At 47.5% G+C, this 13,823-nt stretch carries 8 protein-coding genes; 5 read left to right on the plus strand and 3 right to left on the minus strand.

Annotated features, from left to right (window positions below):
• Positions 1 to 43: 43 nt before the first annotated feature.
• From WCK19_RS03740 to WCK19_RS03760, 5 genes are all read left to right on the plus strand, one after another.
• Positions 44 to 1,060 carry an ABC transporter ATP-binding protein gene (locus WCK19_RS03740; RefSeq protein ID WP_342396020.1) on the plus strand — a complete coding sequence of 339 codons (1,017 nt, stop codon included), beginning with the start codon at positions 44 to 46 and terminating at the stop codon, positions 1,058 to 1,060.
• 9 nt (positions 1,061 to 1,069) lie between these two features.
• A complete protein-coding gene (locus WCK19_RS03745) occupies positions 1,070 to 1,813 on the plus strand; it encodes an ABC transporter permease (RefSeq protein ID WP_342396021.1) in 744 nt (247 codons plus the stop codon).
• Positions 1,814 to 1,944: 131 nt separating this feature from the next.
• On the plus strand, positions 1,945 to 3,234 hold the full coding sequence (gene purD, locus WCK19_RS03750; RefSeq protein ID WP_342396022.1) for a phosphoribosylamine--glycine ligase: 1,290 nt from the start codon (positions 1,945 to 1,947) through the stop codon (positions 3,232 to 3,234).
• Positions 3,235 to 3,318: 84 nt separating this feature from the next.
• On the plus strand, positions 3,319 to 4,812 hold the full coding sequence (gene purF / locus WCK19_RS03755; protein WP_342396023.1) for an amidophosphoribosyltransferase: 1,494 nt from the start codon (positions 3,319 to 3,321) through the stop codon (positions 4,810 to 4,812).
• A gap of 50 nt (positions 4,813 to 4,862) precedes the next feature.
• Positions 4,863 to 5,177 carry a hypothetical protein gene (locus WCK19_RS03760; RefSeq protein ID WP_342396024.1) on the plus strand — a complete coding sequence of 105 codons (315 nt, stop codon included), beginning with the start codon at positions 4,863 to 4,865 and terminating at the stop codon, positions 5,175 to 5,177.
• A 63-nt stretch (positions 5,178 to 5,240) separates the two neighbouring features.
• Here the strand turns inward: WCK19_RS03760 and WCK19_RS03765 are convergent, their stop codons facing one another.
• The 3 genes from WCK19_RS03765 to WCK19_RS03775 all read right to left on the minus strand — a co-directional run bounded on the left by WCK19_RS03765 (position 5,241) and on the right by WCK19_RS03775 (position 13,636).
• Positions 5,241 to 7,730, minus strand: coding sequence for a glycosyltransferase family 39 protein (locus WCK19_RS03765; protein ID WP_342396025.1), 2,490 nt, complete (start codon positions 7,728 to 7,730; stop codon positions 5,241 to 5,243).
• A gap of 44 nt (positions 7,731 to 7,774) precedes the next feature.
• On the minus strand, positions 7,775 to 10,990 hold the full coding sequence (locus tag WCK19_RS03770; RefSeq protein ID WP_342396026.1) for a polysaccharide deacetylase family protein: 3,216 nt from the start codon (positions 10,988 to 10,990) through the stop codon (positions 7,775 to 7,777).
• Between the two features lie 144 nt (positions 10,991 to 11,134).
• Complete coding sequence (locus WCK19_RS03775) at positions 11,135 to 13,636, minus strand: ATP-dependent helicase (protein ID WP_342396027.1); 2,502 nt, start codon at positions 13,634 to 13,636, stop codon at positions 11,135 to 11,137.
• Positions 13,637 to 13,823 lie beyond the last annotated feature (187 nt).

Here is a 13,823-nt window from a genome sequence, read left to right on the forward strand (position 1 = left end):
GCTATTTTTACAAACGCCGCTCCCTGCTGTTATAATCAACCATATGACTCACACAAAGTTGGCAAATTTGCAGGGATTAGAATTTACTCCAAACCAAACGGTTTACGCGGTTGAACACATCACCAAGCGTTACGGACGAGGTAAGGCAGCACAATCGGCGCGTCCCGCCAATCTTGATATTTCTCTCGAAATAAAGCAGGGTGAAATATTTGGATTATTGGGCAGCAATGGCGCTGGCAAAAGCACCCTTATTAAGCAAATGGTAAATTTACTCTCTCCAAGTGAAGGGCGCATTTCACTTTTCGGGGTTGATATTGCCCAAAAACCTGAGATAGTAACTCGCAAGGTGGCTTATATGCCCCAAAAACCTAACGCTTTGCTAGACTTGACTGCGGAAGAAGCCATTTATTTTACCGGGCATATGCGTGGAATGAGCCGAAGTGATGCTAAAAAAGCGGCTGCCCAGTTGGTTGAGCAATGGGGTTTAGGCGAGGTACGGCGCAAAGCAGTACGCAATATGAGTGGTGGGCAAAATCGGCTTGTCAGCCTTGCGATTACATTGGTTGGCGACCTTCCGGTGATGATTCTGGATGAGCCGACCAATGAACTCGATCCGGCTTTTCGGCGACAGGTGTGGGATTATCTGAAAGAGCAGAACACCTCACAAGGTACTACTATTATACTAGTAACCCATAACGTGCAGGAAGCAGAGCATGTTATTGGGCGAGTAGCGATTATGAGCAGGGGTCGCATGGTTGGGATGGGGCGGGTTAGCGAGTTAAAGAGCAAAATTGACCAAAGCGTGCGCCTTGAGCTTTTTATAAAACCTGACCGCATTGAAGTCTGCGAGTCCCAACTAGTTGCATTGGAGCAAGCTCGCCAACTGAAACCTTACCATTGGGTGGTGCTGGTGCCACGCGAGAATGCCGAAGAGGATATTTACAAGGTATTAGGTGGGATACGGCTGGATAACTTGGAGGATTTCCGGGTACAAACTGCCTCGCTGGAAGATGTGTATATGGCTTTCACCGGGCGCACTATCGAGGATGAGGACGAGTAGAAAATAACTGTGACACGCTTTTTCTCCAACTTTTGGGATTTGTTTCTAATTCAACTGGCTAACTGGCGCTGGTCGTGGGCGGCGACCCTAATTAACGGCTTGCTTGTTCCGCTTACTACCTTCTTTTTTTTCAAACTGTTAGCCACATCGGGTAACGCTGAACAAGATTTGTACTTGTTGAGCGGCAATATTATTGTTTCTCTACTTTTTACCACGATGTATGGAACCTGCGCCCGTTTCTCCTTTATGCGTACTTTCGGAGTGCTGGATTATTACGCTACCTTGCCGGTTTACAAGGGTTTGCTGGTGTTGGCGGTAAACGCCGGATTCCTAGTTTTAACCCTTCCAACCGCTTTACTAACTGTCCTAATGGGGCAGTATATTTTCAATATTACCATTAGTCTTTCGCCACTATTTTTATTATTGGTGCCGCTTGCCAGCTTTTCACTCTCGGCAGTAGGAGCTTTGGTAGGGGTGACTGCGCCAAATTTCGATACGGCTACTTCAATCAGTGGAGTGCTTCAATTTCTATTCATGGGTTTAAGCCCCATCCTAATAGCCGCCGACCGTTTACCTGAAGTTGTCCAGTGGATTGGAAAAGTTTTACCAAGCACCTATGCGGCTGAAGCCTTGCGCTTGAGTTTGATTGGTCAATTTAACGAGAAATTCTGGTTGGATGTCGTTATTCTATTGGTGATTAATACGCTAATAATGCTATATGTGGGTAGCAAAATGGAGTGGCGCAGCGCCTGAGTATTATAGTGTTACGGTCTGCGTTATGGGACATACAGCGATTTGCAGAGCGGCAATCGGCTAACTCATAATCAGCAAGCTAAGGAAAAAGCGGCTATATTGTCTATCCCGGATATAAGGAGGAGCGTTTCTTGATTGATATTCTTATTGTGGGCAGTGGCGGTAGAGAACACGCCCTAGGTTGGAAATTGAGACAATCGCCGGAAGCACGCCGTTTGATATTTGCGCCGGGTAATGGCGGCACGGCGCGTCTCGCCAATAGCGAAAATGTCGCGGTTGGCATCGAAGATATTGAAGGTCTGGTTAAGCTGGCACAAGAAAAAAAACCCGGCTTGATAGTGGTAGGTCCAGAAGCTCCATTAGCGGCAGGGCTGGCTGATAGGCTTCGAGCAGAAGGATTTGATGTATTTGGTCCCGGAGCGCAGGGTGCGCGAATTGAAGCCAGCAAAGCATGGGCTAAATCTTTTATGTCGTGGTACGGTATTCCAACCGCAGCCCGTCACGCCTTTGATAACTTGAATGATGCTATAAATTACCTGTATTCAGAATCGGGTCCCTATGTGCTAAAAGCGGACGGCTTGGCAGCCGGTAAAGGGGTACTGGTAACAGAGAATCGTAACGAGGCGCTTCAATTTGCCGCACAGGTGATGCAAGAGCGCATCTTCGGAGATAGCGGCGCAATATTGCTGGTTGAAGAGTATATGCAAGGACCGGAAGTATCTGTGCTGGCGTTATGCGATACCAAAAGCGGTTTTATCTTTCCTTTCCCCGGCGCTTGCGATTATAAACGTATTGGGGATGGTGATGTGGGAGCTAATACCGGCGGGATGGGCGTATATGCGCCTACCCGTTTGATGGATAGCAACTTGGTAGCGCAAGCATTTCGCGAAATCCTGATGCCTGCTCTGCATGGATTTCAACAACAGGGCATTGACTACAGAGGCATCCTTTACGCCGGATTAATGCTGACCGATTCAGGTCCAAAAGTAGTCGAATTTAATTGCCGTTTTGGGGACCCGGAAACACAGGCACTTTTGCCATTAATAGAATCGGACTTGCTGGAATATCTGCTATTGACGGCACAAGGACGGTTAACCGAAGCTTCTAGCCTCAACTACAACGGCAAATATTCTGTGGGTGTGGTATTGGCAGCAGAAGGCTATCCCGGCGTTTACAAAAAGGGCATTCCGATTACCGACGCTGACCTTCATTTCGATGGGGTAGAGCTATTTCACGCTGGAACTGCGCTAGACCCAGAGGGGCAACTCGTGACGAATGGCGGCAGAGTTTTTAACGTAATTTCAACGGAGAGTAGTATTTCACTAGCCCGTAAGAAAGTGTATAATGCCATTAATGCTGGTTTGGGCGCATTTGTGGGGATGCAATATCGGCACGACATCGCTCAGAGGGAAGAGGAGTAACAATAGTTGCTGGCTTTTTCCATGCCTATTCAAGAAGGCTGGAAAACTCTGCAATTAATAGCTTTAAATATGGGGGTGTAAGTAGTGGCAAAAAGCAACTCGAAACGTGTGTTGCAAATTAATAATAATACCCTTATTAGAGATTCTTTGGATGATAAGCCGCGCGATGAGTGCGGCGTTTTTGGTATTGTAGCTCCAAAACGCCAAATAGCACGCTTAATCCACTTTGGGCTTTACGCCCTTCAGCATCGTGGACAGGAAAGCGCCGGAATTGCGGTTTGGGATGGCAAAGAACTGCAAATGCGTAAAAGTATGGGATTGGTCAGTGAAGTGTTCGATGACCGAATCCTCAGCCAGTTACAAGGTTACATGGGTGTAGGGCATGTGCGTTACTCCACCACTGGCAGCAGCAACCTCTCCAATGCCGGACCCTTTGAAGCGCATGACCCTGTATTGGGTTATGTGGCGGTAGGGCATAACGGCAACGTAGTAAACGCCCCTGAATTGCGGGAAGAATTGCTAACCGCCGGAGTTAAGTTAGGCGGTACTACCGACACCGAAGTTATAACTCATATACTAGCATTAGCCCCCGGCGCAAATTGGCATGAAAAACTATATAACGGAGCTAAACGCCTGAGAGGCGCTTTTAGCCTAGCAGTGCTGACCCAAAACCACGTTTATGCCATACGTGACCCTTTTGGCATTCGCCCCCTCAGTGTCGGGCAACTTAATGATGGTGGTGGCTGGATTGTTTGCAGTGAAACCTGCGCTCTTGACACGGTAGATGCCAGTTACGAGTTTGATGTTGAACCGGGCGAAATTCTTGAATTGTCCGAAAGTGGAGCTAAAACCATCTCCCGATTGCCACGTTGGGAAGCCCCAGAACATCAAGCCGCGCTATGCGCCACCGAATTGTTTTATATTGCGCGTCCTGACAGTAATATTTCGGGGCGTAATGTCTATATGGTGCGAGAAGAATTAGGTCGTTGGCTGGCGCGAGAACATTCTGTAGAAGCTGATTTGGTAATAGGCGTACCTGATAGCGGTATTCCCGCCGCCGCCGGTTATGCACAGGAGAGCGGTTTACCATACCGTGAAGGGATTATAAAAAACCGTTATATCGGGCGTACTTTCATACAACCCGACCCACAAATGCGCCGCCGTAGCGTCCAGTTAAAGCTAAATCCCCTCCGCCCAATCCTTGAAGGTAAACGAGTGATAGTAGTAGATGACTCCATTGTGCGAGGCAATACCACTAGAGGCATTGTCAGTATGCTACGTACCATCGGCGGGGCGCGTGAGGTTCATCTGCGTATCAGCGCTCCCCCAATTCTCCACCCCTGTGTATTGGGGATTGATACCGGTACTTATGAAGAACTGATTGCTAACCATATGACTGTTGAGCAAATCCGGCAGCATGTAGATGCCGATTCACTAGGCTTTCTTTCCGTTGATAATTTTGTAACTGCTTCCGGTATCAACAAAAACCGCCTGTGCCTCGCATGTTTTAATGGACATTATCCGATTGACTTTAAGTATGTACCGGGTGGCGCAAAGCTGACAATGGAAAGCCTCTAAGCTATTTTGCGATGTAGGTTTCGGTCAAGATTTTAGAAAGTTGTGTGGAAATGGACGTAGAAACGCGGCGATTACTCGTTGATGGAGCGCGTCTTGTGCTTAACGGCATGCAAGCAGAAGCACGCGAACTTCTTATGCAGTATCTTGGTCTGGACGAACTAAGCGAGGAAGGCTGGCTCTGGATGAGCGGAGCAGTTGACTCACCGAACGATATAGAAACCGCGCTGGATAATTGCCTGACAATCAACCCTGATAACTTACGCGCTATTCAAGGCAAACAATGGCTTAATGAATACCGCAAACGATTGATGCTTGAAGAACAGGTAAGTGGCGTGCGTAACAGAATAAGGCTAGAAAATGAGTAAATTGCCCGTTAAAGCAATCATAGAGGCGCATTTCTACCACGATGTGGGGAATTGTGCCAACCTCTAATTTTCTTTGAGCAAATTCGGGTCGGTAATCTCATACACCACAAAATCGCCCCATTCATAGACCTTGTTAAAGCCGGGAACTTGTTCACGATTGAGCAATTTCCAGAGGGCAGGGCGCTCTCGCCAAATTGAATTGCCTGTATCCAGATAATTAAGCTGTAAATAGCGCACTTTGTAGTCGCGAATTACAGGCTTGAGTTGCGTCAGCGTTTGGATATTGTTTGGAATCATAACGCTGCGCCTGTCGCTATGGAAGCTCAGTTCCCAAGGTGCGCGAGTCATTATAACCGCATCGGCAGGTGTGTTTTGCTTTATCCACTCCGAGGTTATCACAATTCCGGTTTTTCCGGTATAACCAGCATCGGTAATTTGCGGGATATTTGGCAGTGTCATTATCAGAAACGAACCAAATAATACCCAGATGCCCAACTTGCCAATTTTTGCAGTATTCTCATTCTGGCGCATTTTGTCATAGAGCCAGCCCAATCCATAAGCCCCCAGCAGGTAGAACCATGGCAACCAAACCATGAAATAGCGAATCTCGTAATGCCAGTATAGGTTTATAAAAAGCAGATATATTACGAAACCGCTTGCCAGCAATGCCAACAGCCCATAACGGCGGCGCGATAGCCCGAACAAACCGACTACCGCAAAAACCCACACTACCGGAGCAATATAACGCCCTTGTATAAAATCCTCTGCGGCATCCCGGAATTGGGTGTATTTGGTCTTTAAGACCGTATCGAAGCCGTAGTTCATTAGTAAGCGAGGCTCCGGTAACGGACGGTTATCGGGATAATACAGGTCGTAGATATGTTCCCAAGGGGTGTATTCCAGCAACCACACATCGTAACGCTCGGTGCTATTAACCGGGCTTCCGCTCATAAGCATGCTGCGTGCCATGTATGGGGAGAAAACCAGCAACGCCAGAATGCCCCAAAGTAACAGGTTTTTCCACTCGATTCTGATTTCGCGGTTAAAAAACTTCTGGTAAAGTAGCCACAAGCCCGCTGCTACCAACACAACCGCACCGCTAGGCTTGCTCCATAGCAGCAAACCGCACCATAAGCCCGCCCACAGCCAATATTTTCGAGCCGGATACACCAGCCATTGGTAAATTTGGCGAGGAACAGCGCGATAAACAGGGACGGTATCCGAAACCGCTGCACCGGATAAAGGGTGATATTGGCTGGCACGATACAGGTTCAGCAGACCGAGAAAGGCAAAGAGAGTAAAACCGATGTCATTTATCGGATACGCCACTGTTTCCCAGAAAACAGGTGAGGACAAGCTCAATAAACTTGCGACCAAACCCGTTTTGCGGTTGAAGTAGCGCGTACCCCAACGATAGAGCGCCCATGTCAACGTCAGCACAATTATCAGGTTTGGCAGTTTGGCAGCAAAAGCGGTAGGACCAAATAATAAAAAGAATGGCGCAATCATAAGCGGTTGCAAAAGGGGCCATGTATCGGCAGGGCGCGGCAAGTCATAGCGGGTATAAAATTGAGCGGCATAATCGGCAGATAGCCCGTTTCCGCGTATCAAGTTTCGCGCTACCACCGCATTATCAGCATAATCCGCATGCCCGATAAAATCCATTTGCCCGATAAATAGCAGGGCGTAAACCACATACAAAGCGCTGAAACCCAGCAAAATAGTACGAGCAAGGTTGCCCTCCTCAAGTTTCGCCGGAAATTCCCAGAGCCAGTTCCCGATTTCCCTAACCCATGCCAGCACACCCACGCTGCCCATTACCCACGCCGCCACCTGCACCAAATAGGGCGTAGAGTTTGAGGGACCGTACCACAGGTTGATATTGTGCGGCAGCATATATGGTATAGCCAACAGCGGAACTAAAAGCACCAAACCCGCCACCGTTGCTATAAAAATAGCGGTGCGTATGCGCCACATTTGTACAACTTTAAGGGCAACCAACCCGTCACCCGCTGTATAAACCAACGCCCAGAACCACACTTCAAAGGGGGGAATGCGTATGGTAGGGGCAGTCAGTAGGGTTACTTCTTGCACCTTAACGCCAAGTTGTCGCCCACTCGCGCTAAAAATCGGGGAGCGCAATTCTACCAGAAAATAATCATCGCGCAACGCGGCAGCAGGAACTTTAAATTCAAAGTCGCTTACCGTTCCCTCCGGCATCTGCGCTTTGCCAATTTCAACCCCGTTCACCAATATGGCTACTACAGGGGGGTTCTTTTGCCCAGAATCTTTTGCCGAAGCCGCGCCCACTTGGATTTTCACCTGATTCTCTGCGCCACTAGCCGGAAGGAACGGGAAATTAACAAGCGCGGAGGTTTGCCCTCCAGTAATACGGCTACCGCCAGTCCAACGATAGCGAGGGGTGCCGGGTTCATCGCTGTTAAAACCGCTTAGGTAGGGAGCATCCCCAAACTCTCCAATCGCCAGCCTAAATTCACTTTTTAGCGAGTACGCCAATGTTAGCAATGCGGTTGACCCAACAAGTATGAGCAAGCCAAAAAGCAAACCCGCCCTATATTTATGTAAAAATGCACTTATCAGGCGAGTTCTACCTCCAAAGTGATAGAGTCATTTGCCGGTATTTTAGGAGCAACCAGTTGAGCGCCACGAACGCTCACCGCGTCGGGGGCATTTTTGATAGGCGCGGGCAGAGTCAGGGTTAATCCTTCCAGCGCATATCCAACAGGATTATGCAAAGTAATCTTCACGCGCTTGCCGGAAACTTCGCTTTTTACCCCAATTTGTTGCGAATCAGCCCTGAATTGCATAATCGCCTCTACTCCAGCCACCCACAAACCTTTTTCGCGCATTTGCGCCGCGTAAGCTACCACGCGCTCCCACTCTGCCATATCCGATGTGCTGCTGACCGCTTCAGGATGTGTCCAGATGCTACCATAACCGCCACGCCTCCGCAAAAGCTCATCTACCAAGTTGTTAGAGACCTGCTCACTGGCGGTAGACGATAACAACTGATAGTCATGCAATACCAGAAAGCGCGAGTCCGTTGAACGCTCGGTTTTTCCAGTTTTTGTATTGGTAATGGCATAATGCACTCGGTCAAGATAAAAATAATAATTATCGGGCGGAGGAGTAGCAGAACGTAGGGGTTTGCCGTTGGCATCCCGCTGTGAGTTCAGATAAGAGATATAGCCCTCTTTAGAGTCTTGCTCATAACCTTGGTCAAGGTTGTAAGTGCGGGTGATAAAGCGAAAACCTGCCTCATAGAGTACATCATAAAATACGGGGGTAAGGCTGTTGCTGCCCTTCCAAGGAAAGGCGAAGGAACGTGGGGACGCTAGGTTTTTCGTCCGCGCTGCGGTAAGCCACTCTTTCAAGTCCACCGCAAGGTCGGCAGGAGTAGCGGCGCGAACCAGCAAATGCCCAAAGGTATGGCTGGCAATTTCCTGTCCGCCTTGCTGCAAACGGTCGGTTTGGTCGCCAAAGTACCAAGCAGGGTCAGATTGGTAAGTACCATAAGGGTCAGAGCCATACCAAGGATTACGCGCCCAGAAATCATTCTCCCAATAGGGTGTCTTAGCCCAACGATAAATCGGGTTAGCGGAGAAAGTATGCTTAGCGGTATTGCCATCCAGCAAGTTATAACCTGTAGCATAGAAAGTGCCGGATACCCCATATTTTTGGAAAATGTTGAGTAGGTTATCCGTGCCCTGTCGCATCGCCATGCCACGTTCTTCGGCGTAATCTAAAACCGCCTTTTTATTTTCCTCGGTCAGCGCATCCCCGCCAGACTCACCCAACGAACTTGCCCCACCACCCCGACTGTGTACCAATCCGCCCATCGCGCTCTCCCAATCAAAACTAAAGGAAAGGGCGGCAGTAGCGTAATTCTTCAGCGGTTCAACCCGAACGCCATTCTCAAAAACGGCAATATGATTGTAGGCAATTTCGCCGGAGGTTTGGTCAAACACTAATTGCAAATACGTAGCGGCAGGTGGGGCAGCCCGGAAATCTCGGTAAGTTTGGGAATTATTAAGGGCAAAAGCATTCGTAAAACTGTTCAGAACTTCATGCCCTTCATCGCTCCATATCCAACTAACCTTCAAAGCCCCTGCACCTGTCGCGCTGAACTCCAGTCCGTAAAGCTTGCCCCCCAGTACCGGCGTTAAATAAGGTTGAAATTGCGCTGAGCCTTTCACTTGGTTTGAAACCAACCCGTACCAACCTACCGCCTTACCGGCTTCTATTTTCAATTCAGGATTATAAAGCAAGTTATTACCTTGCCCTTCGGCAAAAGCAGTTTTCCCTGCTGGAAACATAAAGATTGGAATAAGCGCAATTAATATCAAAGCACCGATAAGAAAGGCTTTGAAGTTGAAATCGAACCGAACCTGTAAAAAAACAGGTCTCTTTTTACTCAAGAAAAGCCAGTTAACCAGTGCCGCCAGCAAAATAAGCGGCAATATCGGTAATAAATTCTGCATGTTGTGAAAGCCGGGACCGGGCGGGGAAATCAGGTAGTAGAGCGCAATGCCAAGCGTGGAAAAGGTAGGCAGACCTCGATATTCAAGGCGAGTGAGAAACATTATTCGCTCAAACCAAATTGCGCTGCCATAGGCAAGCGGCACAATAATCGGCGCGATAAAATCCGCCATTACCTCGCCTTCCCCAATAGGGCGGCGCATTAAACCAGTCAATACTATCCCTATAATCAAACTTGCCAATAGCAAGGTTGCGCCGCGCTTTCCCCTTTGACCGCTCAATGCCACTAATCCCCAAATGCCAAAAAGCAGTACAAATATGCCCAAGGAAGCCCGACCAGATGCGAAAAAAGCTTGCCAGAGTTGGCTAATGTTATACCCGTTTAAAAACTGACCTTTGAAACTAGTAGCTTGTTTATCGGTTAAAAGAAAACCATAGCTGAAAGCCCAAGGTTTACCGAAAATAGCGGTGTTATATAAAAATAGCGGCGTTAACCCAACGAACCATCCGCCCGCTAAGCCCAACCAACCACGCAATCTAGTACGTTTGATAAAAAACATATATCCGGCAAAAAGTGGTAGCCATAAAGCATTTTGGTAATCCACCGTAACGGCAAAGCCAAGCAATGCCCCAAGTAATAAACTCTCGGATATATCTAAACGTTCATAACCGTGCTTAACAGATTGCGCCAGAGTACGGGGCAACGGCGGAAGAACCAGCAATAGAGCCGCGCTTAATAAAAAAATAGAGAAAATTGAAGGGGTGAATTGCCCCGTCGCCCTCCACAATAAAGTCCCCAGACCCAACGCCAGCCCGGCAAATCTGGCGCTTTGCTGTGACGAACCGAGCTTTAACGCTCCGGCATATACCAACAAAATTGTTGCCGCTCCCAGCAAAGCGGTTAAGGCTAATCCCCAAGCTTCAGGGTTGCCTACCAACCGCCCGATTTGCAGAAAGGGTTGAGCCACAATAGCCGCTCCCGGCGCACTACCCGAATAATAATGCCCCTCAAAGTAAGCAGAATTGGGGGAATCTCCCGGCTTGAGCAAAGACGAGCCATGCAACCCGGTAGCAGCGCTATCAATAATAAACGTTTGCTCAGCGCCCAGCGCAAAAGCCAACCCCCACAGGCTGCGCGAATTAGCAGGCGCATTTGCAATGGGCTGAGCCGCCACAAAGTAAAGTAGCGCCAGCAGCGAGACATAAACAAGCATAAGCCTATGACTGCGCCGCGTATCCGGAATCGGGTACGGTGGAAGTCCCTGTGCAGATGGTTCAAAATGGGAAGTGTTGGTTTTAGGTTTAGTCTTCAAAATAGCCTGAAAAAGACGATTTTTACTCCAAAATAGTCAGAGGAATAATAGCATAGTCCGGGTCTCTTTTCCACAATTTGAAGTAATATGGGGTGTGTCAAATTTTCGCATTGAGGAAAGCAGGGCTAGGGTAATAGCAATAGCTCAAACTAATTCTAATTTCCCATAAAGAGCAGAAATCTTTCGTATAACGAGTTTGTCAAATAGAATTGTAACTAACTGGTCAACCTCTGAAATCTCCACTGCTATCACTTTACCAACGCCAAAAGTGGGATGTTTTATATCATCGCCGAATTTGAAGTTAACAACCTTCTCGCTTTCCACAAGCGGAGTGGAAAAACTTATAAGCTGTTGCAGACCGGGAAATTCTAAGCCTGACAATGGCATTTGCCGAGGGGCAATTTCTTTCCAAAATGCCAAATCTCCTAACTGCAAACCTAGCTTAGCCTCAGCCTTTAAGCCCTTCACCGCTGTATAAAAGTGTTGAACTTTGTCAGCAATTTGCTGTTTTTCTTCCGATTCGGCTTTCCACCACAATTTGAAATAACGTTCCAGATGTAAGGGTTTAATTTGTTTGGCTAGTGGCAATACATCTCCCGCTTGCCAACTGCCCGGCGATAATTTCAGGGTAGCGTCAATCGCTTTTACTCCCTCCAAAGTTTGACGATAACGGGCTTCCATAAGAAACTGCGACAGTTCTCGACCTTCAACCACATACAGATTAAGCTCGCTTTTTGACCGGGTAAGCGCTACATAAAACAGGCGGCGTTCTTCCTCTAATTTTCCTGACTGGCTACTTCCTACCCCAAACGGGATAGTTCCCTGATTACAATCTGGCACAAATACTACCTGCCATTCCAAACCTTTAGCCTGATGGATCGAGCTAATAATGAGTTGTTTCTGTGGCTCTTTACTGATATATCCCGTCCTGCGTGTCCCAAGTTCAACAATATGCTGCATAAATTCTAGCAAACTGCCCTTATCCCGTGAATAATCAATAAAAGCTTCCACACTGACTGCGCGGTTCTCACCGGTTTCAGCAAACCCACTCTGGCGACGCAAATAATCTTTATATTTCAGGCGGGTGTCCAATTCATCCAATATCTGTCCAACAAAAGGGTTTTCCAATTCTGCCGCCAACCACTGTAGCGAAAGAGCTATTTTCTCTAGGTTATCGGCGATGCTCGGCTTCTCGACTGCGTCCTTCATACCGAGCAATATTGAGCTTAATGGTAGCGAAGCTTGTACTACGGCTAACCGAATCGCTTTCTTAAGTTCTTTAGGTAGATAGCGTATCAGCGGAAGACCCGTATTATTCCAGGCATTCTCAAACTCCTGTACTTCGGCTGGAGTAAGTCCATTATTACGGATTAAGTTATGCTCAACTTTAGCCAAGCGACAATAATCCAGCAGCGCCACTATTTCAGGTCGTTGGTAGAAAGGTAAATTGCCGGTTACGCGGTAGGCTATTTTTTCTCTTATAAGATGCTGCTCGATGTAGGAAGTTTGGCTATACAAACGCACCAATACTGCAATCTCGGTAGGCTTTGTGCCACCCGCCAAAACCTGTTTGATTCTGGTCACTATGTGGCGACCCATTTCTTCTTTGCTTTTTTCAGTATGAACTTCGGTAATACCCTCGAAGCCTCTGGTTAGGCTAAGATGTTTGGGGTGGCGTTGTTGGTTAAGCTCGATTACCCGGTTTGCTAAGGCTATTTGAGCAGCATTACAGCGAAAGTTATCATTTATCAGATAATCCTGCGGCTGATAACGCCGCCCGAATTCCTCCAATATAAACTTGGGGTTAGCTCCCCGCCACTCATAAATAGTTTGGTCATCATCTCCGATTACCATATAATTTCGATGACCAGAAGTCATCAAGTCCAGAATTTCAAATTGAGCCAAATTGATGTCCTGAAACTCGTCCACCAATACACAATCAGCTTGCTGCGCTAATTTATCCCGCAAAGTTGGATAACGAATTAACAATTCCCAACCTGTTTGAAGCATATCATCGAAAGTAATCCAACCGTGTTGCTTACGAATATCTTCAAAAAGCCGATAAAGGTCGAGATACCACTCGAAACCGCGAGGGGCAACCGCCTGAGTAGCTATTTTTAAGGCTGCCGGTGGTAGGTTGGCTTGTGCCAAGTTAGCATAACGAAGGTTTCCTTTCCACTGACCAAGTTGACTAAGGAAGTCTTCTTGGTCTAGGTCATTCAATTTCTCCCAATAAGCTACTTTTTGCTCTCTGGATTTGGCAACCGCTATTTGTAAAATTCTTCTGTCTGCCCCTTGCATTTCAAGTTCTTCAGAGGTTTGAGCAGTAGGATTTAAATAGCCCTGTGATTGCGCTACCTTCAAAACCCAATTTCCTATTTGGTGCAAAGTGCGGGTTTTAACTAAATGGCATTGAGGACACTCTTGTAAGGCGGTTTGGAGGTCAGTAACTGTAGATTTATTAAAAGAGGAAGCCAAAATCCTGCCGGGCGGGAAGACTTGCTCTTTTACCAACCGCCGAATACGCTGCACCATCGCGGTAGTTTTCCCGGCGCCTGCTACTGCAAATACCCGTGCTGGTCCAAAATTATGCTGGACGATAGTTTGCTGTTGCTCGGTAAGAGCTATAGAAGGGTCAGATTTCAACTAATTTCTCCGTCTAAGGTTGGCAATAAACGATTACAGTATAACAGCTTTTAAGTTCTTACAATTTGATTTGACCTTAAAGCTTCCTAATAAGCTAAATCTCTTAACGTCATTTTCGCTAGAAAGCTCGTAACTACCCCAATCAATGAGTTCTTGGAACAAGAAATTTTCAGTCCTACCCTTCATC

It is taken from the genome of Candidatus Chlorohelix sp., from assembly GCF_037138995.1.
Classification (GTDB): Bacteria; Chloroflexota; Chloroflexia; order Chloroheliales; family Chloroheliaceae; genus Chlorohelix.

Excerpts from the sequence above, each read along its gene's own strand:
- WCK19_RS03740 (WP_342396020.1), top strand. The coding sequence starts at position 44 with ATGACTCACACAAAGTTGGCAAATTTGCAGGGATTAGAATTTACTCCA.
- WCK19_RS03760 (WP_342396024.1), top strand. The coding sequence starts at position 4,863 with ATGGACGTAGAAACGCGGCGATTACTCGTTGATGGAGCGCGTCTTGTG.